A 20297-nucleotide genomic window follows, 5' to 3' on the forward strand; every position below is an offset into this window, starting at 1 on the left:
GCCCGGCACACCGCGTGTGCCGGGCCCCCTTCGTCGTACGGGCGCTACGCCGACTTCTGCTCGCCGAGGCCGCCGCGCTTGTCGGTGCGCGGGATGAGCGTCGGGTTGACGTTGCTGCGCACCACCTCCGCGGTGATGACGACGCGGGCGACGTCCTTGCGGGACGGCACCTCGTACATCACCGACTGGAGGACCTCCTCCATGATCGCGCGCAGGCCGCGCGCGCCGGTCTGGCGGAGGATGGCCTGGTCGGCGATGGCCTCCAGCGCCTCGCGCTCGAAGTCCAGCTCGACGCCGTCGAGTTCGAAGAGCCGCTGGTACTGCTTGACGAGCGCGTTCTTGGGCTCGATGAGGATCTGCAGCAGCGCCTCGCGGTCCAGGTTGTGGACCGAGGTGATGACGGGGAGGCGGCCGATGAACTCCGGGATCATCCCGAACTTCACCAGGTCCTCCGGCATGATCTCCTGGAAGCGGTCCTTCTCCTGCAGCTCGCGCTTGGAGAGGATCGTCGCGCCGAAGCCGATGCCCTTCGCGCCCGCCCGGCCCTCGATGATCTTCTCCAGGCCGGCGAACGCGCCGCCCACGATGAACAGCACGTTCGTCGTGTCGATCTGGATGAACTCCTGGTGCGGGTGCTTGCGCCCGCCCTGCGGCGGCACCGAGGCGGTGGTGCCCTCCAGGATCTTCAGCAGCGCCTGCTGGACGCCCTCGCCGCTGACGTCGCGCGTGATCGACGGGTTCTCGCTCTTGCGGGCGACCTTGTCGATCTCGTCGATGTAGATGATCCCGGTCTCGGCCTTCTTGACGTCGTAGTCCGCGGCCTGGATCAGCTTCAGCAGGATGTTCTCGACGTCCTCGCCGACGTACCCGGCCTCGGTGAGGGCGGTGGCGTCGGCGATGGCGAACGGCACGTTCAGCATCCGGGCGAGGGTCTGCGCGAGCAGGGTCTTGCCGGAGCCGGTGGGGCCGAGCAGCAGGATGTTGGACTTCGCGAGCTCGATCGCGTCGTCCCGCCCCGACGCGCCGCCGTTCTCGCCGGCCTGGACGCGCTTGTAGTGGTTGTAGACGGCGACCGAGAGCGCCTTCTTCGCGGGCTCCTGGCCGACGACGTACCCGTTGAGGAACTCGTAGATCTCACGGGGCTTGGGGAGCTCCTCCCAGCGCACCTCGCTGGTCTCGGCGAGCTCCTCCTCGATGATCTCGTTGCACAGGTCGATGCACTCGTCGCAGATGTAGACGCCTGGTCCCGCGATGAGCTTCTTCACCTGCTTCTGGCTCTTGCCGCAGAACGAGCACTTCAGCAGATCGCCGCCATCACCGATGCGTGCCACGAGGTGAATCCCCTTCGCCTGTGGAGCTGCCGTGTCGCGGCGGCTCCTGGTGCCTCTGTCCGACGGTACCTTGCCGGGCCCCCCGTCCGGGCCCCCCTTGGCACGTTCCACTTGTCGGTGGAGTCATGCGGAACGTGCCGGGGGGACGGGGCCGGCGGCCGGTTCGGCCTTACGCGACCGCCGCGTTGTTGAGCTTGCGGGTGGAGACGATCTGGTCGACCAGACCGTAGGCCAGCGTCTCCTCGGCCGTGAGGATCTTGTCGCGCTCGATGTCGTCGCGGATCTTCTCGATCGCGGTGCTGGAGTGCTTGGCCAGCATCTCCTCGAGCTGGGCGCGCATCCGCTGGATCTCGTTCGCGGCGATCTCCAGGTCGGAGACCTGACCGCGGCCCGTCTCGCTGTAGGGCTGGTGGATCAGGACGCGGGCGTTCGGCAGCGCCATGCGCTTGCCGGGGGTGCCGGCGGCGAGCAGGACGGCGGCGGCGGAGGCCGCCTGGCCCATGCAGACCGTCTGGATGTCCGGCTTCACGAACTGCATCGTGTCGTAGATGGCCGTCAGGGCCGTGAACGAGCCGCCGGGGCTGTTGATGTAGATGGAGATGTCGCGGTCCGGGTCCATCGACTCCAGGCACAGCAGCTGCGCCATGATGTCGTTCGCCGAGGCGTCGTCGATCTGCACGCCCAGGAAGATCACGCGCTCCTCGAAGAGCTTCGCGTACGGGTCGTACTCGCGAACGCCCTGCGAGGTGCGCTCGACGAAGCGCGGGAGGACGTAGCGGGACTCGGCGGTGGGGCCGGTGTAGAGGCCGCTTCCGGAGAGGTGGTTCATCGGGGTGTTCACCGTCCTGGTGAGGAGCTGCTGTGGGCTGGGGGCGGGTCGGGCGGTGCGGCGGGGGCTACTGCGCGCCCGTGCCGCCACCACCGGGAACCCCGACGGCGGAGGTGATGACGTCGTCGATGAAGCCGTACTCCTTGGCCTCGTACGCGTCGAACCAGCGGTCGCGGTCCGAGTCGCGGGTGATCTGGTCGAAGGACTGGCCGGTGTGCTGCGCGATGATCTCGGCCATGCGCTTCTTGGTGTGCAGCAGGCGCGCGGCGTGGATCTTGATGTCCGAGGCGGAGCCCGCGAGGCCGGCGGAGGGCTGGTGCATCAGGATCTCGGCGTTCGGCAGCGCGAAGCGCTTGCCGGGGGTGCCGGCGCTGAGCAGGAACTGGCCCATGGAGGCGGCGAGGCCCATGGCGATCGTCACGACGTCGTTCTTGATGTACTGCATCGTGTCGTAGATCGCCATGCCGGCCGTGATCGAGCCGCCGGGGCTGTTGATGTAGAGGTAGATGTCCTTGTCCGGGTCGGCGGCAAGGAGGAGCAGCTGCGCCGTGATCTTGTTGGCGATGTCGTCGTCGACGGGCTGACCGAGGAAGATGATCCGCTCGCCCAGCAGTCGGTTGTACACCTGGTCGCCGAGGCCACCACCGATGGACGGCTCGCCGGCGGCGGAAGGCATCAGATTCGTCACGTATCCACCTGCTCGTCTCTGACGGCTGACGGGCCGTCTCAGCGTCTTCGTTCCGGGGCGCGGTCCCGTGTGCGGTGCGGGCCTTTCCCCTCGCCGTACGGGAGGTTCCGTGCCCCGCTGTCCTTGGACCCTAACGCGCTGGCCACCGGGGACGATCCCCCTTCCCGAACTGTTCGCTGTGAGCGCAGGTTGCCCTACGCCGGGAGCTGAATTCGCGGGAACGGCGGCCTTTTCGCGCATGATCCGGAGGTTTTCGAGGAATGCGCGAGGGCCCCGGACGCGGGGTGCGTCCGGGGCCCTCGACGTGGCGGGATCCGGCCGGCGGGCCGGCGCCGGATCAGGCCTCGGTCTTCGCCGGCTTGTCCTCGGCGTCCGCGTCGGCGGTCTCCGGGGCGTCGGCGGTGGCCTCGGCCGTCTCGGCGTCGTCCTCGTCGTCGCTCATGTCGACGAGCTCGCCGTTGGTGTCCTTGACCGTCGCCTTCTCGACCACGGTGGCGAGCGCCTTGCCGCGGGCGACCTCGCCGACGAGCATCGGGACCTGGCCGCCCTCGACGACGGCCTGGGCGAACTGGTCGGGGGACATGCCGGAGGACTGCGCGCGGCGCAGCAGGTGCTCGGTGAGCTCCTCCTGGCTGACGTTCAGCTTCTCCTTGTTGACGAGCTCGTCGAGGACGAACTGCGTCTTGATGCCCTTGACGGCCTGCTCGGAGGTCTCGGCGTCGAACTCCTCGGCCGTCTTGCCCTGGATCTCCAGGTACTTCTGCAGGTCCAGGCCCATCTGGCCGAGCTGGTGGTGCTCCAGGTTGTGCTTGCGGGTGCGGACCTCGTCCTCGAGGAGCTTCTCGGGGATCGGGACCTCGACGAGCTCCAGGAGCTTCTCCAGCACGCGCTCCTGGGCCTGGGTGGCCTGGTCGTACTGCTTGGCGTCCTCAAGGCGCTTGCGGCTGTCGGCCTTCAGCTCCTCCAGGGTGTCGAACTCGCTGGCGAGCTGGGCGAAGTCGTCGTCGAGCTCGGGGAGTTCGCGCGCGGCGACGGCGGTGACCTTGACGGTGACCTCGGCCGGCTTGCCCTCGGCGGAGCCGCCCTTCAGCTCGGAGGTGAAGGTGGCCTCGCCGCCGGCCTCCAGGCCGGTGACGGCCTCGTCGATGCCGTCGAGCAGCTCGCCGGAGCCGATGGTGTAGGAGACGTCGGAGGCGACGCCGTCGGGCAGCACCTCGCCGTCGACCTTGGCCTCCAGGTCGATCGTGACGACGTCGCCCTCGGCGGCGGCGCGCTCGACCGGGTTGGTGGAGGCGAAGCGCTCGCGCAGCTGCTGCACGGCCTTCTCGACCTCGTCGTCGCTGACGTCGACGGCGTCGACCTCGACCTCGATGCCGGAGTAGTCCGGGATCTCGATGGTCGGGCGGACGTCGACCTCGGCGGTGAAGGAGAGCAGCTCGCCGTCCTTCAGCTCGGTGATGTCGACCTCGGGCTGGCCGAGGACGTTCAGCTCACCCTCGTTGACGGCCTCGGTGTAGAACTTCGGGAGGGCGTCGTTGACGGCCTCCTCCAGGACGGCGCCGCGGCCGAACCGCTGGTCGATGACGCGGGCGGGGATCTTGCCCTTGCGGAAGCCCTTCACCGTGACCTGCTGGTTGATCTTCTTGTACGCCGCGTCGAGGCTGTCCTTGAGCTCCTCGAAGGGCACCTCGATGCTGAGCCGAACCCGGGTCGGGTTCAGGGTCTCCACGGCGCTCTTCACGGTTGGGTCTCCTTGGGGGCTGACTTGCTGGGGATTCTGCCCGGTCACAGAGACGCACGGGCACACGGATTGCATAGTAACGGCAAGCGGGAGCCGACCCACAACGTGATCTTGCGAGGCCGGTCACGGGTGATCCGTACCGGTTCAGGTGGTCGGGGTGGCGGGATTTGAACCCACGGCCTTCCGCTCCCAAAGCGGACGCGCTACCAAGCTGCGCCACACCCCGTCGGTGCGTGACGAAGGGTACATCCCCGCGCCCGCCGCGCTCCCCGCTTTTCCCGGTGCGCCCCCCGCCCGCGGGCCGCCGCGGCTCCGCCCGGTGTGCGTCGCACCCGCCCGACCCGCTACGATGCTCCCCGTACCGCTCCACGCGGGTGTAGCTCAATGGTAGAGCCCTAGTCTTCCAAACTAGCTACGCGGGTTCGATTCCCGTCACCCGCTCCACGAGGCCCCCGGCCGACGGCTCACGAGTCGTCGGGCGGGGGCTTTCGCGTGCCCCGGCCTCGGGGCGCAAGGGGCACGCGGCTCCGGTCAGAAGCTGATGGAGTTGATCGTGGAGGCTATCGAGTTCAGGAAGCGCTGGATGTCGTCGGCCATGCCGGTCGAGGCGAGGAAGAAGCCGAAGAGCACCGCGATGATCGCGGGGCCGGCTTTGAGGTTCCCGCCGCGGATCAGCACCACGAGGATGACCGCCAGCAGAAGCACCACAGACAGTGAGATGGCCACAACTGATCACGTCCTCGCTCGGTCCGCCTACCGCACTTGCTCGTCGCGTGTGTGTACACGCAGGAGGGGGACGTCCGCCGTCGCACGCCCCGCCGCTGGAGACATCGTGCCACCAACGCGGCCCGCCCATGCGGCGGGTGACGCATCGTCGGCAGACGTGGCCGGATCCGTGCCGCGGGACCGGGCGCGCGGGCGGGGGCCGGGTGGAATTGCACCGGCGCCCCACCGGTGAATGCGCGGGTAATTCGACGACATCGTTTCCGAGCCTTCACATATCGCGCCCGGAATGTCGCGGACATCAGTTCGGCGAACCGGAACGGCTCGTGCGCGAGCACGGAAATGCCCCGCTTCGGACGGATTAATTCGTGCATTTCGGACAGAGAGGGTCGTCACACGGGAAGCGGCGAACCGACAGGAAAACTCTTCCGAATACGGGGTACACGTGCGCGTACGGCGGAATACCCGAGGGCGGGTTTCCCGGAATACAGGAGACGACGCTAGGGTGCCTCAGATGTTCCACACTGCCACGTCCCCCGAAAGAGCAGTGCGGTCCGGGACCGACTCCCCCGCGCACGGTCCGACCGCCCCACCGCGTGACACGTCGAAGGGTGAGCAGCCGGCCGCCCCGGCCGCCAAGCGCCGCGACCCCTTCTTCGACAACGCGAAGTACCTCGCGATCGTGCTGGTCGCCATGGGCCACTCCTGGGAGCCGCTGACCGGCGGCAGCCGTGCCGCGGAGGCGCTGTACATGGTCGTGTACAGCTTCCACATGCCGGCGTTCATCCTCATCTCCGGCTACTTCTCGCGCGGTTTCCAGGCCCGCCCCGACCAGCTCCGCCGCCTGGTCACCGGCGTCGTCGTGCCGTACGTCGTCTTCGAGGTCGCCTACTCGCTGTTCAAGCGGTACGCGGACGACAGCCCCGGCCACCCCCTCAGCCTGCTCGACCCCTGGTACCTGACGTGGTTCCTGGTCGCGCTGTTCGTCTGGCGGATGACGACGCCGCTGTGGAGGAGCATCCGCTGGCCGCTCGGCGTCTCCGTGGTGATCGCGCTGCTGGCCGCGGTCTCCCCCGACATCGGCGACGACCTGGACCTCCAGCGGGTGCTGCAGTTCCTGCCGTTCTTCGTGGCCGGCCTGCTGCTGAAGCCCGAGCACTTCCAGATGGTCCGCCGCCGCGAGGTCCGCGTCCTCGCCCTGCCGGTCTTCGCGGCCGCGCTCGTCGTCGCGTACTGGGCGGCGCCGCGGATGTCGTCGACGTGGTTCTACCACCGCGACAGCGCGCAGGAGATGGGCACCACCTGGTGGGCCGGGATACTGATGACGCTGACGCTGTTCTGCTGCTCGGCGGTGCTCACCGCGTGCTTCCTGTCCTGGGTGCCGCGCCGGCAGACGTGGTTCACGGCGCTCGGCGCCGGGACGCTCTACGGCTACCTGCTGCACGGCTTCCTCATCAAGGGCGCGGGCTTCTGGGGCTGGTACGACCACGCCTGGCTGCACACGCCGCTCGGCCAGGTCGCCGTCACCCTGCTCGCCGCGGTCGCCGTGACCCTGCTCTGCACCCCGCCGGTGCAGCGGGTCTTCCGCTTCGCGATGGAGCCGAGGATGGAGTGGGCGTTCCGCCGGGACGCCGCCGAGCTGGCCCGGGACCGCAACCGCTCCGGCGGCGGCCGGCGGCCGGCCGAGGACCGGACGGAGGCCGCCGCCCGCTGACGCGGGCGTTCCGGCAGCGTGGAACGACGAGGGTCGGCCGGGGAGTTCACCTCCCCGGCCGGCCCTCGCGCGTGCGCGGACCCGCCGCGTGCCCGGCCCGCGCGCGTGCGCCCGAGGGCTCCCGGCTACGGCTCCCGGCAGATCAGCAGCAGCGCCCGGTCGTCGTTGACGTCCTTCGCGACCGCCTCGATGAGGTGCCAGGCCGCCCCGTGGAAGCCGCCGGCGACGTACCGGTCGGCCTCGCCGGTCAGCCGGTCGATGCCGTCGGAGATGTCCCGGCCCGGGGCCTCGACGAGGCCGTCGGTGAACATCATCAGGACGTCGCCGGGGCGCAGCGTGCCCTTGACGGCGTCGAACTCGGCGCCGTCGTAGATGCCGAGCAGCGGGCCCTCCGCGGCCTTCTCCTGCCAGCGGCCGCTGCCCGCGCTGAGCTGGAGAGCGGGGAGGTGGCCGGCGGAGAACAGCTCGTAGTCGCCGGTCTCCAGGTCGAGGACGAGGTGGATGGAGGTCGCGAAGCCCTCGTCCCAGTCCTGGCGCAGCAGGTAGCCGTTGGCGGCCGGCAGGAAGGCGTGCGGGGGCAGCGAGCCGAGCAGGCCGCCGAACGCGCCGGACAGCAGCAGGGCGCGCGAGCCGGCGTCCATGCCCTTGCCGGAGACGTCGGTGAGGACGACCTCCAGGGTGCGGCCGCCCTGGGTGCGGGCGGCGACGGTGAAGTCCCCGGAGAACGACTGCCCGCCCGCCGGCCGCAGCGCCATCTCGCGGTGCCAGCCGGTGGGCAGCTTCGGGAGCTTGCTCTGCACCCGGATGCGTTCGCGCAGGTCGAAGAGCATGGTGCCGCCGCGCCGCCACGGCACTCCGACCCGGCTGCGGAACTGCGCGATGAGCAGCCCGAAGAACCCGCAGGCGGCGACGACGAGCACGCTGCCGGGGGTGACCGTGCCGGACCCGGCGGTGTACGGGCCGAGGACCACGGACTCCACGATCAGCGCGGCCGCGGCGGCCGCGTACAGGCCCAGCAGGCTGGCCGGGCGGAGCAGCAGCCCGCCGGCGACGATCGGGATCACCAGGGCGGTGGGCGCGCACCAGACGGGCATCGCGATGGTCAGCGCGGCGATGACGGGGACGGTGACGAGGAGACCGGCCAGGGCTATCCAGTCGGAGCCGTCGCCGCGGAAGTAGTCGACCCCGGACCGGCGCAGGCCGGTGCGGGCCCGGTGGAACGCCTTGCGTGCCCGGGCTGTTGCGTTCTCGGCCTCTGCGCGATCTGCCATCGTGCGTGGACCCTATCGATCCGACCTGTCCTTTCGCATCGGGAGGTGGCGGTTGTCCGCCGCGCGGGGGACGGCGGGCGGGGAGGTGGACGGCTCCGGCGCCGGGCGGAAAACGGCTCGCCGCGGGCGGCGGGGGTTGGTAGGCATGGAGGATGACGATCGACGTGCGCCCTCTCGAACCCGACCACTGGGACCGGTGGTACGACACCTTCCTCGGCGCCTTCGGCGGCGGTGACGAACCGGAGGAGTCCCGGCGGCTCGACCATGACCTCGTCGAGACGGAGCGCGCGCTGGCCGCCTGGGACGGGGACGACATCGTCGGCTCGGCGGGCACGTTCTCGTTCCGCACGGTGGTCCCGGGCGGGGCGCTCGTCCCGGCCGCGGGCCTCACGCTGGTGGGCGTCTCGGCCACCCACCGCCGCCGCGGGGTCCTCACGGCGATGATGCGCCGGCAGCTCGACGACGTCCGGGCGGCCGGCGAGAGCCTGGCGCTGCTCACCGCGTCCGAGCCGGGTATCTACGGCCGCTTCGGGTACGGGGCGGCGACCCGGCAGCTGATCGCCCGCATCGACACGGGCCGGGTCCGGCTGACCGTCCCGCCGGGGGCGGACGAGGTCGCGCTGCGGTACGCGGACCCGGCCGAGGCGCTCGCCGCCTGCGAGGAGGTCTACGCCCGCGTGGTCGCCGGCGGGCGGCCCGGCATGCTTGCCCGCGCCCCGCACTGGGAGCGGCGGCCGCTGCTCGACGAGGCGCGCTCCCCGGGCTCCGGCTCGAAGCTGCGCTGCGTGCTCGCGACCCGCGACGGCCGGACGGTGGGCTACGCCCGCTTCCGCACGACCCCGCAGTGGGGCCCGTACGCCACCCCGGACGGCACGGTCGAGCTGCGCGACCTGGAGGCGCTCGACCCGGCGGCGTACGGGGCGCTGTGGCGCTTCCTGTTCGGGATCGACCTGATGTCGACGGTGGCGGTGGGCAACGCGCCGCTGGACGACGCCTGGCAGCACATGGTCTCCGACATCCGGCGCTGCGCGGTCACCGTACGGGACTCGCTGTACGTGCGGCTCGTCGATGTGGGGGCGGCGCTGGCCGCGCGGACGTACCGGACGCCGGTGGACGTGGTGCTCGACGTGACCGACGGCTTCTGTCCGTGGAACGAGGGACGGTGGCGGCTGGTCGGCGACGCGAAGGGCGCGAGCTGCGAGCGGACGACGGACGCGGCGGATCTCGCCCTGTCCGCACGGGAGTTGGGCGCGGCCTACCTCGGCGACGTCTCGCTGACGGCGCTGGCGGCGGCCGGGCGGGTGCGGGAGCTGCGGGAAGGCGCGGCGGCTGCCGCATCAGCCGGCTTCGGCTCGGACGTGGCGCCCTGGCTGCCGCACGGGTTCTGACGGCGGTCGGGGGCAGCGGTCAGCGGCGCTGGCAGGTGGGGCACCAGAAGAGGTTGCGGTGGGCGAGCGGGGCGGTTCGCACCGGGGTGCCGCAGAGCAGGCAGGGCATCGCGGTGCGGCGGTAGACGTAGACCTCGCCGCCGTGGTCGTCCTTGCGCGGGGCGCGGCCCGTCGCCTCGGGGGTGTGCTCGGGGCGGACGGTGTCGATGCGGTTGTCGCGGACGCCGTCGCGCATCAGGGCGCGCAGGTCGGCCCAGATCGCGTCCCACTCCCCCGGCGTGAGGTCCTTGCCGGGGCGGTAGGGGTCGATGCCGTGCCGGAAGAGGACCTCGGCGCGGTAGACGTTCCCGACGCCCGCCACGACCTTCTGGTCCATGAGCAGCGCGGCGATCGTCGTACGGCTGCGGCTGACGCGCGCCCAGGCGCGGGCCGGGTCGTCGGTGGCGTCGCCGGCGTCGCGCAGCGGGTCGGGGCCGAGCCGGTCGTGGATCGCGGCCTTCTCGGCGGGGGTGACCAGCGCGCAGGCGGTCGGGCCGCGGAGATCGGCGTACGACTCCGCCTGGATGCGCAGGCGGACGGTCGCGGTCGGCGGCGGTGCGGGTGCGAGGCCCCAGGTGTACTTCCCGAAGAGGCCGAGGTGGATGTGGATCCAGTCGGCGTCCGGGCCTTCGTCGGGGTCCTCACCGAAGCCGAGGAAGAGGTGCTTGCCGTGGGCGTCGGTGGCCGTCATCTCCCGGCCCCGGAGCCGTTCGACACCGGCGAACCTGCCCTGCGGGCCGCTGAGTTGGAGCGGCCGGCCGACGAACGCGTCCGCGTGGTCCCGCGCGAGGCGGTGGATCGTGTGGCCCTCGGGCATGGGGGTGCCGGCTCCGGGTGGGTGGTACAGGCCCGGCGGGCGGTGCGCGCCGGGCCCGGGGGCGTCAGCCCTGCTGCGGGTGGTGGGCCGGGATCGGGGGGAGCTCGCCGGTGCGCTCGTAGTCGCTCAGCATGTCGATGCGGCGGGTGTGGCGCTCCTCGCCGGAGTACGGGGTGTTGAGGAAGGTCTCCACGAACTTCACCGCCTCCTCCTCGGAGTGCATGCGGCCGCCGACGCTGATCACGTTGGCGTCGTTGTGCTCGCGGCCGAGGGCGGCGGTCTGCTCGCTCCAGGCGAGGATCGCGCGGACGCCCTTGACCTTGTTCGCGGCAATCTGCTCGCCGTTGCCGGAGCCGCCGATGACGACGCCGAGGCTCTCGGGGTCGGCGGCGGTGCGCTCGGCGGCGCGGAGGCAGAACGGCGGGTAGTCGTCGACGGCGTCGTAGATGTGGGGGCCGCAGTCCACGGGCTCGTGGCCGTGGGCGGTGAGCCACTCCACGAGGTGGTTCTTCAGTTCGAAACCGGCATGATCGGAGCCGAGGTACACGCGCATGTGTCGAGTCTGTCATGCCGGGCAGGTGCACCGCGCCGGTGGGGCGTTCCCGCCGGTGGAACGTGAGGAACGTGTACATGGGCACCACCACAGGGCGACCGACGAGACCGGAGGACCGGCACGGGGCGGGCGGGGCGGGCGAGGGCGCGCCCGGCGGCGGCTCCGACGGGCTACAGGCCGGGCTGAAGAACCGCCACCTGTCGATGATCGCCATCGGCGGGGTGATCGGCGCCGGCCTGTTCGTCGGCTCGGGCGCGGGCATCGCCGCCGCGGGTCCCGGCATCCTGCTGTCCTACGCGCTGACCGGGCTGCTCGTCGTCCTCGTCATGCGGATGCTCGGCGAGATGGCGGCGGCCGACCCCGTCTCCGGCTCGTTCTCGACCTACGCGGACCGGTCGCTGGGCCGCTGGGCCGGGTTCACGATCGGCTGGCTGTACTGGTTCTTCTGGTCGGTGGTGCTCGCCGTCGAGGCGACGGCCGCGGCGGCGATCCTGACCGGGTGGGTGCCGGCGGTCCCGCAGTGGGCCTGGGCGCTGATCGTGATGCTGGTCCTGACCGGCACCAATCTGATCTCGGTCGGTTCGTTCGGGGAGTTCGAGTTCTGGTTCGCCGGGATCAAGGTGCTCGCGATCGTCGTCTTCATCGTGATCGGGCTGCTGGCGATCTTCGGGCTGCCGCCGGGCGACACGGCGGTGGGGGTCTCGAACCTGACCGGCGAGGGCGGGTTCCTGCCGAACGGGCCCGGCGCGATCCTCTCCGGGATGCTGCTCGTGGTGTTCTCGTTCATGGGCAGCGAGATCGTGACCCTGGCCGCCGCGGAGTCGCCGAACCCGGTGGAGTCCGTACGCAAGGCCGTCAACAGCGTGATCTGGCGGATCGCGCTCTTCTACATCGGCTCGATCTTCGTGATCGTCACGCTGCTGCCGTGGGACAGCGCGGCGGTGGAGAAGAGCCCGTACGTGGCCGTCCTGGACTCGCTCGACATCCCGTACGCGGGCACGATCATGGACGTCGTCGTGCTGACGGCGGTGCTCTCCTGCCTCAACTCCGGGCTCTACACCGCCTCGCGGATGGCGTTCTCGCTGGGTGAGCGCGGGGACGCGCCGAAGTCGTTCCGCAAGGTCAACCGGGGCGGGGTGCCGGCGACGGCGATCTGGGCGTCGGTGGCGTTCGGGTTCGTCGCGGTGGTCTTCAACTACGTGGCGCCGGACACCGTCTTCGAGTTCCTGCTGAACTCCTCCGGCGCGGTCGCGCTGTTCGTGTGGCTGGTCATCTGCTGCTCGCAGCTGCGGATGCGGCGGCGGATCGAGCGGGAGGCGCCGGAGCGGCTGACCGTGCGGATGTGGCTGTACCCGTACCTGACGTACGCGACGATCGCGCTGATCGTCTTCATCGTCGGTTACATGCTGTGGAGCCCGGAGGGGCGGACGATGATGCTGCTCTCCGTCCTGGTCGCCGCGCTGGTGGTGACGGTGGCGCTGGTGCGGGAGAAGGTGCGCGGGGCGGACGCCGTGCCGCGGTCGTAGCGCTCGACGCGCCGAAGGGCCCGCACCGGTGCGGTGCGGGCCCTTCGTGCGTGCGGACGCGGCGCGGTCAGTCGCGGCCGAGCAGCTTCCAGGCGGTCGGCAGGGCGCCCATGGCGAGCGCGGCCTTGACGGCGTCGCCGATCAGGAACGGGACCAGGCCGGCCGCGAGCGCGGCGCTCGCCGACATGTCGAGCGCGAGGGCCAGGTACGGGACGCCGACCGCGTAGATGATCGCGGAGCCGAGGACCATCGTGCCCGCGGTGCGCAGGACCGTGCGGTCGCCGCCGCGGCGGGCGAGCGCGCCCACGACGGTGGCGGCGAGCAGCATGCCGAGGATGTAGCCGAACGACGCGCCGGCGCCGTGCGTGCCGCCCTGGAACCACGGGACGCCCGCCAGACCGGCGAGCGCGTACAGGGCGAGCGCGGCCAGCGCGCGGCCCGCGCCGAGTGCGGAGCCGACGAGCAGGACGGCGAAGGTCTGGCCGGTGACCGGGACGGGCGAGCCGGGGACCGGGACCGCGAGCTGCGCGGCCAGGCCGGTGAGCGCGGCGCCGCCGGCGACCAGGGCGAGGTCGCGGGCGCGAGTGCCGGGGATCAGGTCCGCGAGGACGACACCGGATCGGGCGGGGACGGCAGCTGTGCTCATGGGGACTCCGCGGGTGAGGGCAGGGGGCGGTCAAGGGGACGTTAGCCCAGCGGCGCACGCCCGATCACGAGCGGTCGCCCACAAAGGCTGACGCGCGCGCCTGGTAGGCATCGGACAAAGGGCTTCGGCACACGTGACGGGGATCACTGAGGTGGGGCGTTTTGCGGGAAGGAGCGGGATGCGGGGAGACTGTGGGGTCCTGCCAAATCGTCCAGAGGCCTGTCGCACCGTGAACGAGCGCACCACCGCCGCACCGCCCGCCGTACGCGAGGAGCCGGGGCGGCCCCCCGGGAAGCCGCTCGGCGCCGGGCTCACCCAGCGGCACCTGACCATGCTCGGCCTCGGCGGGGTGATCGGCGCGGGCCTCTTCGTGGGGTCGGGGGCCGGGATCGCCGTCGCCGGGCCGGGGATCGTCCTCTCCTACCTGATCGCCGGCGCGCTCGCGATGCTCGTGATGCGGATGCTCGGCGAGATGTCGTCGGCGATGCCGGCCTCGGGGTCGTTCTCCGTGCACGCCGAGCGGGCGCTCGGGCGGTGGGCCGGGTTCAGCGTGGGCTGGCTGTACTGGTTCATGCTCGTCGTGGTCCTCGCCGTCGAGGCGACGGGGGCGGCGACGATCGCGAACGGGTGGGTGCCCGGCGTTCCGCAGTGGGCGTGGGTGCTGCTCTTCATGACGGTGTTCACCGGGGCGAACCTGGCGGCGGTGCGGAACTTCGGGGAGTCGGAGTTCTGGTTCGCGGCGCTGAAGGTGTGCGCGATCGTCGCGTTCCTGGTCCTCGGGACGCTCGCCGTGTTCGGGGTGCTGCCCGACACGTCGGCCGTGGGGCTGACGAACCTGACCGGTCAGGGCGGGTTCCTGCCCAACGGGTGGCAGGGGGTCGTCTCCGGCGTGCTCGCCGTGGTCTTCGCCTTCGGCGGGCTCGAGGTCGTCACCATCGCGGCGGCGGAGTCCGACGACCCGGCGCGGGCGGTCGGCCGGGCGGTGCGCAGTGCGGTGTGGCGGATCCTGTTCTTCTACGTGGGGTCGATGCTGGTCATCGTGACCGTGCTGCCGTGGACGGTGCAGGAGGCGGGGCGCTCGCCGTACGTCGCCGTGCTCGACGGGATCGGGGTGCCGGGGGCGGGGCAGATCATGAACATCGTGGTGTTCGTGGCCCTGCTGTCCGCGCTCAACGCGAACCTGTACGGGGCGTCGCGGATGGTGTTCTCGCTCGCCGAGCGGGGGGAGGCGCCCGCGTCCCTGCTGCGGGTGTCGGCGGGCGGGGTGCCGCGACGGGCCGTGCTGGCGTCGGTGGTGTTCGGGTTCGTGTCGGTCGTGCTGAACCTCGTGTGGCCGGAGACGGTGTTCCTGTACCTGCTGAACGCGGTCGGGGCGGTGCTGCTGTTCGTGTGGGGTCTGATCGCCGTCTCGCAGCTGCGGCTGCGCTCCCGCCTCCCGGCCGAGCCCGCCCTGCGTATGTGGGGCTTCCCCTGGCTGACGTGGGTCGCCCTCGCCGGCATGGTCGCCGTCCTCGTCCTGATGCTCCTCGACGAGGCGGGGCGCCCGCAGGTCCTCTGGTCCGCGGCGGCGACGGCGCTCATCCTCGCGGTGGCCGGGGTGCGGGAAGCGCGGGCCCGCCGCGCCTGACCCTTCCGGAGTTCTGCACTCCGCTTCGGTGGGCGCGCACTCACAGCGCGTGAGGCGAGTGTCCGGATATCGGTCACCGGTCACCTCCGAGAGGCGAACCGCTCACACTGACGCGGACAGTTGTCTCACCGGATGGACAAGGCACGACCATGACTCGGACAGACACCACCGCGCCCGCCGCGGAGGCGCCCCCGCAGGCGCAGGCCCTGACGCACAGCCTGAAGCAGCGGCACCTCTCGATGATCGCCCTCGGCGGCGTGATCGGCGCGGGCCTGTTCGTGGGCTCGGGCGCGGGCATCGCGGCCGCGGGGCCGGCGATCGTGCTGCTGTTCGCGGGGGCCGGCGCCGTGGTGATGCTGATCATGCGGATGCTCGGCGAGATGGCCGCGGCGCGGCCGGCGAGCGGGTCGTTCTCGGTGCACGCGGAGCGCGAGGTCTCGCCGTGGGCGGGCTTCATGTCCGGCTGGACGTACTGGATCATGCTCTGCTGCGGCGTCGCCGCGGAGGCGGTCGCGGCCGGGGCGATAGCGAACTCGCTGATCGGGCTGCTGCCGGCGCAGGCGTGGATGGCGCTGTTCATGGTGTTCTTCTGCGTGAGCAACCTCGCCGCGGTGCGGAACTTCGGCGAGTTCGAGTTCTGGTTCGCCGCGATCAAGGTGACCGCGATCGTCGGCTTCCTGGTGGTCGGCGTGCTGGCGATCACCGGGGTGATCGGCGACCCGCCGGGCCTGGACAACCTGACCGGTGACGGCGGCTTCTTCCCGACCGGCACCTCGGGCCTGATCGCGGGCGTGCTGACGGCGGTGTTCGCGTACGGCGGCCTGGAGACGGTCACGATCGCGGCGGCGGAGTCGGACGACCCGAAGGGCAACGTGGCGCGCGCGGTGCGGACCGCGGTGTGGCGGATCGCGCTGTTCTACGTCGGCTCGATGGCCGTCGTGGTGACGCTGATCCCGTGGGACGACCCGTCGATCGCTTCGAGCGGCCCGTACGTCACCGTCCTCGACGAGGTGGGCATCCCCGCCGCGGGCACGCTGATGCAGGTCGTGGTCCTGATCGCGCTGCTCTCGGCGATGAACGCGAACATCTACGGCGCCTCGCGCATGTCGTACTCGCTGGCCTCGCGGAACAAGGGCCCCGCGTTCCTGACGAAGGTCGTGAGGGGCGTGCCCGCGCCGGCCGTGCTCGCGTCGTGCGCGTTCGGGTTCTTCGCGGTCGTGCTGAACATGGTGTCGCCGGACAAGGCGTTCACCTGGCTGATGAACACGACCGGGGTGGCGATCCTGGTGACCTGGGCGTTCACCTGCGTCACCCAGCTGCGGATGCGCGCCCGGCTGGAGCGCGAGGCGCCGGAGCTGCTGACCGTGCGGATGTGGGGCTTCCCGTACCTGACGTGGGTGGCGCTGGCCGCGATCCTCGGCGTGTTCGTGGTGATGGCGTCCTCCGAGGGCGGTCGGGAGCAGCTGTACGTGTCGGCGCTGTTGTTCGGCGCGCTGGGCGTCGCCGGGTTCGTGCACGGCAGGCGCAACCCGGTCAACCGGGCCGGGCAGGCGGCCTGACCTGCCGTAACCCTTCCGAAGAGGCTCCCCTCACCGGTGTCCGGTGAGGGGAGCCTTCGTATGCCCGCCCATGATCCGGCTGTTAGCGTGCACTTGCACAGAGATTGCAATAACACGTCGCAGTCACTGAGTCGCAGGACTTGGTTCGCCGTCGTCCTGCTCGTGATCGTCTTCTCAACCGTCACCGGGCAGGCGGATCAACGGAGAACCCCCGCGAGGACAGGACTCGCGGGGGTTCTCCCGTGCACCGGTGGCCGCAACGGCGTGCGGGCGCCGGGAGTGGGGCCGCGGTCACCGCGGCCAGGGACAGGACGAAGCCCGCCGGTCGGACCGGGCCGAGCGTCTGGCCGAGCAGCAGCGCGCCGAGCGCGGCGGCCACCAGCGGCGAGAGCAGGCCGAGCGGGGCGACGGAGGTGACGGGCAGGGTGGCGGCGGCGTTCCCGGGACTGGTCGGGGCCCCGGAGGGCGGGGGCGGCGCGTAGGTGTGCGCCCGCCGGGGCTCCGGCGGGCTCAGCTGAAGTCGGGGCCCTTGGTGCGGGTGCGCTTCAGTTCGTAGAAGCCGGGGGTGCCGGCGACGAGGAGGGTGCCGTCCCAGAGCTTCGCCGCGGCCTCGCCCTTGGGGGCGGGGGTGACGACGGGGCCGAAGAAGGCGACCTGCTCGCCGTCGGCGCCGGGGACGGCGATGACGGGGGTGCCGACCTCCTGGCCGACCTTGTCGATGCCCTCCTTGTGGGAGGCGCGCACCTGGGTGTCGTAGGTGTCCTTGTCGGCGTACTCGATGAGCTCGGCGGGGAGGCCGGCGTCGGCGAGGGCACCCTTGATCGCGTCGAGGGTGGGGCCCTCGCCGTCGTTGTGGAAGCGGGTGCCGAGCGCGGTGTAGAGCGGGCCGACGACGTCGTTGCCGTGCAGCTCGGCCGCCGCGGCCACCACGCGGACGGGGCGCCAGCCCTTGGGGCCGAGGAGCTCGCGGTACTGCTCCGGCAGCTCGTCGATCTTGTCCTCGTTGAGGACGGCGAGGCTCATGACGTGCCAGGTGATGTCGATGTCGCGGACCTTCTCGACCTCCAGGACCCAGCGCGAGGTCATCCAGGCCCAGGGGCACAGCGGGTCGAACCAGAAGTCGACGGGGGTCTTGCCGTTCTCGGACATGCGTCTCCTCATGCGATACAGGTCACAGCACGGGCGACAACGCGCGCCCCCGCCGACGCATTCCCGCCCGCCGCCCGGGCCGTCTCGGTGGGTGAGAGGATCGGCGCAGTTCGAGACGTACGACGAAGGAGTGGCACGTGCCCGGAGAGAACCTGTCCCGCGACGAGGCCCGCGCGCGGGCGGAGCTGCTGTCCGTCGAGGGGTACGAGGTCTCCCTCGACCTGCGCTCGGCGGTGGGCGCGGGGCCGGAGGACGAGGGGGCGCCGCGGACGTTCCGGTCGGTGACCACGATCCGGTTCGCGTGCGCGCGCCCGGGCGCGTCGACGTTCGCGGACCTGGTCGCCCCGGCCGTCGACGCGGTGACGCTGAACGGCCGGGCGCTGGACCCGGCGGTCGTGTTCGACGGGGCGCGGATCGCGCTGGACGATCTCGCCGCGGAGAACGTCCTGACGGTCGACGCGCGGTGCGCGTACAGCCGCAGCGGCGAGGGCATGCACCGGTTCGTCGACCCCGAGGACGGCGAGACCTACCTCTACACGCAGTACGAGCCCGCCGACGCGCGCCGGGTGTACGCGAACTTCGAGCAGCCGGACCTGAAGGGCACCTACGACTTCGAGGTGCGGGCCCCCGAGGGCTGGACGGTGTGGAGCAACGGCGCCGGCGAGCAGGACGCCGAGGGCGTGTGGCGGTTCGCGCGGACGCTGCCGATCTCGACGTACATCACCTGCGTGGTGGCGGGCCCGTACCACTACGTGACCGACAGCTACACGCGCGAGCTGCCGGGCGGCGAGGTCGTCGACATCCCGCTGGGCGCGATGTGCCGCAAGGGCCTGGCGCGCTACTTCGACGCGGACGACGTCTTCACCGTCACCAAGCAGGGCCTGGACTTCTTCCACGAGCACTTCGACTACCCCTACCCGTTCGGGAAGTACGACCAGGCGTTCGTGCCGGAGTACAACCTGGGCGCGATGGAGAACCCGGGGATGGTGACGTTCCGCGAGGAGTTCATCTACCGGGGCAAGGTGACCGACGCGGCCTACGAGCGGCGCGCGAACGTGATCCTGCACGAGATGGCGCACATGTGGTTCGGCGACCTGGTCACCATGGTGTGGTGGGACGACCTGTGGCTGAAGGAGTCGTTCGCGGACTTCATGGGCTCGTTCTCGATGGTCGAGGCGACCCGGTTCACCGACGGCTGGGTCACCTTCGCCAACAACCGCAAGGCGTGGGCGTACCGCGCCGACCAGCTGCCGTCCACCCACCCGGTCACGGCGGACATCCGCGACCTGGAGGACGCGAAGCTCAACTTCGACGGGATCACCTACGCCAAGGGCGCCTCCGTCCTGAAGCAGCTGGTCGCGTACGTCGGGCGGGAGGCGTTCCTGGAGGGCGCGCGCCGCTACTTCAAGGCGCACGCCTTCGGGAACACGCGCCTGGACGACCTGCTCGCCGTGCTCGCCGAGACCTCGGGCCGGGACATGACCGCCTGGTCGCGCTCCTGGCTGCAGACGGCGGGCGTCAACTCCCTGACGCCGCAGGTGATGTACGACGCCGGCGACCGGGTCACCGAGCTGGCCGTCGTGCAGGACGCCGCCGAGTCGCACCCCGAGCTGCGCCCGCACCGGGTCGCGATCGGCCTCTACCGCCGCACCCCCGAGGGCCTGACCCGCTACGCCCGCGCGGAGGTCGACGTGGACGGGCCGCGGACGGTCGTCGCGGAGCTGGTGGGCGCCGAGCGGCCGGACCTGATCCTCGTCAACGACGACGACCTCACCTACTGCAAGATCCGCTTCGACGCGGGCTCGCTCGACACCCTGCGCGCCCACCTGGGCGAGCTGACCGACCCGCTGGCCCGCGCCCTGTGCTGGTCGGCGCTGTGGAACCTGACCCGCGACGCGCTGCTCCCGGCCCGGGAGTTCGTCTCGCTGGTCCTCGCGCACGCGGGCCGCGAGACGGACATCGGGGTGCTGCAGATGCTGCACGCCTGGGCGGTGTCCGCGCTCACCCACTACGTGGCCCCCGGCCACCGCGAGGAGACCGGGCGCAGGCTCGCGGAGGGCGCGCTGGGCGAGCTGCGGACGGCGGCGCCCGGCAGCCAGCACCAGCTCACCTGGGCGCGGTTCTTCGCGGCCGTCGCCGTCTCTGAGTCGGACCTCCAGCTTCTGGAGGGCCTGCTGGAAGGCACCGCCCGCATCGACGGGCTCGGCATCGACCAGGAGCTGCGCTGGTCGCTCCTCGACCCGCTGGCCCAGCACGGCCGCGCGGACGAGAAGCGGCTGGAGGAGGAGCTGGCCCGCGACCACAGCGCGTCCGGCAAGCGGCACCAGGTGCGGGCGCTCGCGCTGCGCCCCTCCGCGGCCGTCAAGGCGCAGGCCTGGGCGCAGGTCGTGGAGTCCGACAAGCTGTCCAACTCGCTGGCCGAGGCCGTCACTTCCGGCTTCGCCCCCGGCTCGCAGCGGGAGCTGACCGAGAGTTACGTCCAGCCGTACTTCGACGCGCTGGAGAGGGTGTGGGCCGAGCGGTCCATCCAGATCGCCATGAACATCGTGCGGGGGCTGTTCCCGGCCCTGCACGGCGAGCCGGCGCTCGCGGCGGCGGACGCCTGGCTGTCGGCGCACGAGGACGCGGCGCCGGCGCTGCGGCGGCTGGTCCTGGAGGCGCGGGACGACCTCGCCCGCGCGCTGCGCGGGCAGGCC

16 protein-coding genes and 2 tRNA genes are annotated in these 20297 nt (G+C 71.6%); 7 read left to right on the forward strand and 11 right to left on the reverse strand.

The features are described 5' to 3' along the window. Positions 1-44: 44 nt before the first annotated feature. The 5 genes from clpX to ACFWEG_RS21510 form a co-directional block, all read right to left on the reverse strand. The gene (gene clpX / locus ACFWEG_RS21490) at positions 45-1331 is read right to left on the reverse strand and encodes an ATP-dependent Clp protease ATP-binding subunit ClpX (RefSeq protein ID WP_387217519.1); all 1287 of its coding nucleotides are present in this window, start codon (positions 1329-1331) and stop codon (positions 45-47) included. 169 nt (positions 1332-1500) lie between these two features. Then, complete coding sequence (locus ACFWEG_RS21495; protein WP_387217521.1) at positions 1501-2160, reverse strand: ATP-dependent Clp protease proteolytic subunit; 660 nt, start codon at positions 2158-2160, stop codon at positions 1501-1503. Between the two features lie 67 nt (positions 2161-2227). Further along, positions 2228-2836, reverse strand: a complete 609-nt coding sequence (locus ACFWEG_RS21500; RefSeq protein WP_387217550.1) for an ATP-dependent Clp protease proteolytic subunit — start codon at positions 2834-2836, stop codon at positions 2228-2230. A gap of 349 nt (positions 2837-3185) precedes the next feature. Further along, positions 3186-4589: a trigger factor gene (gene tig / locus ACFWEG_RS21505; protein ID WP_387217523.1), complete on the reverse strand. Its 1404-nt coding sequence runs from the start codon at positions 4587-4589 to the stop codon at positions 3186-3188. 149 nt (positions 4590-4738) lie between these two features. Continuing rightward, a tRNA-Pro gene (locus ACFWEG_RS21510) sits at positions 4739-4815 on the reverse strand. 144 nt (positions 4816-4959) lie between these two features. On the opposite strand from ACFWEG_RS21510, the gene ACFWEG_RS21515 reads away from it, so the two are divergent. After that, a tRNA-Gly gene (locus tag ACFWEG_RS21515) sits at positions 4960-5033 on the forward strand. A gap of 87 nt (positions 5034-5120) precedes the next feature. Here ACFWEG_RS21515 and ACFWEG_RS21520 read toward each other — a convergent pair. Further along, positions 5121-5315 (reverse strand): hypothetical protein, encoded by a 195-nt coding sequence (locus ACFWEG_RS21520; protein ID WP_387217525.1) that lies wholly within the window; start codon positions 5313-5315, stop codon positions 5121-5123. A gap of 511 nt (positions 5316-5826) precedes the next feature. Between ACFWEG_RS21520 and ACFWEG_RS21525 the strand changes: the two genes are divergently transcribed. Further along, on the forward strand, positions 5827-7026 hold the full coding sequence (locus ACFWEG_RS21525; protein ID WP_387217527.1) for an acyltransferase family protein: 1200 nt from the start codon (positions 5827-5829) through the stop codon (positions 7024-7026). A gap of 125 nt (positions 7027-7151) precedes the next feature. Here ACFWEG_RS21525 and ACFWEG_RS21530 read toward each other — a convergent pair whose 3' ends face one another. Then, positions 7152-8297: a PP2C family protein-serine/threonine phosphatase gene (locus ACFWEG_RS21530; RefSeq protein WP_387217528.1), complete on the reverse strand. Its 1146-nt coding sequence runs from the start codon at positions 8295-8297 to the stop codon at positions 7152-7154. A 152-nt stretch (positions 8298-8449) separates the two neighbouring features. Between ACFWEG_RS21530 and ACFWEG_RS21535 the strand changes: the two genes are divergently transcribed. Beyond that, entirely contained in the window at positions 8450-9685 is a 1236-nt protein-coding gene (locus tag ACFWEG_RS21535) for a GNAT family N-acetyltransferase (RefSeq protein ID WP_387217530.1), read from the forward strand. Positions 9686-9704: 19 nt separating this feature from the next. Here ACFWEG_RS21535 and ACFWEG_RS21540 read toward each other — a convergent pair whose 3' ends face one another. Both ACFWEG_RS21540 and ACFWEG_RS21545 read right to left on the reverse strand, forming a co-directional pair. Further along, the gene (locus ACFWEG_RS21540; RefSeq protein WP_387217532.1) at positions 9705-10541 is read right to left on the reverse strand and encodes an Fpg/Nei family DNA glycosylase; all 837 of its coding nucleotides are present in this window, start codon (positions 10539-10541) and stop codon (positions 9705-9707) included. 64 nt (positions 10542-10605) lie between these two features. After that, positions 10606-11094: a ribose-5-phosphate isomerase gene (locus ACFWEG_RS21545; protein ID WP_387217534.1), complete on the reverse strand. Its 489-nt coding sequence runs from the start codon at positions 11092-11094 to the stop codon at positions 10606-10608. Between the two features lie 77 nt (positions 11095-11171). Between ACFWEG_RS21545 and ACFWEG_RS21550 the strand changes: the two genes are divergently transcribed. Beyond that, a complete protein-coding gene (locus tag ACFWEG_RS21550) occupies positions 11172-12620 on the forward strand; it encodes an amino acid permease (RefSeq protein WP_387217536.1) in 1449 nt (482 codons plus the stop codon). Positions 12621-12687: 67 nt separating this feature from the next. Here the strand turns inward: ACFWEG_RS21550 and ACFWEG_RS21555 are convergent, their stop codons facing one another. After that, on the reverse strand, positions 12688-13266 hold the full coding sequence (locus ACFWEG_RS21555) for a biotin transporter BioY (RefSeq protein ID WP_387217538.1): 579 nt from the start codon (positions 13264-13266) through the stop codon (positions 12688-12690). A 331-nt stretch (positions 13267-13597) separates the two neighbouring features. Here ACFWEG_RS21555 and ACFWEG_RS21560 point away from each other — a divergent pair, with 331 nt between their 5' ends. Together ACFWEG_RS21560 and ACFWEG_RS21565 are read left to right on the forward strand one after the other, a co-directional pair. Beyond that, on the forward strand, positions 13598-14893 hold the full coding sequence (locus ACFWEG_RS21560; protein ID WP_387217552.1) for an amino acid permease: 1296 nt from the start codon (positions 13598-13600) through the stop codon (positions 14891-14893). Positions 14894-15042: 149 nt separating this feature from the next. Continuing rightward, complete coding sequence (locus ACFWEG_RS21565; protein WP_387217541.1) at positions 15043-16452, forward strand: amino acid permease; 1410 nt, start codon at positions 15043-15045, stop codon at positions 16450-16452. 510 nt (positions 16453-16962) lie between these two features. On the opposite strand, the gene ACFWEG_RS21570 is transcribed toward ACFWEG_RS21565, so the two are convergent. Further along, positions 16963-17601 (reverse strand): DsbA family protein, encoded by a 639-nt coding sequence (locus tag ACFWEG_RS21570; protein ID WP_387217544.1) that lies wholly within the window; start codon positions 17599-17601, stop codon positions 16963-16965. 137 nt (positions 17602-17738) lie between these two features. Between ACFWEG_RS21570 and pepN the strand changes: the two genes are divergently transcribed. After that, the coding region (gene pepN / locus ACFWEG_RS21575; RefSeq protein ID WP_387217547.1) for an aminopeptidase N at positions 17739-20297 on the forward strand (2559 nt) is incomplete at its 3' end.

This window comes from Streptomyces sp. NPDC060194, assembly GCF_042728285.1.
In the GTDB taxonomy this organism is placed as follows: domain Bacteria; phylum Actinomycetota; class Actinomycetes; order Streptomycetales; family Streptomycetaceae; genus Streptomyces.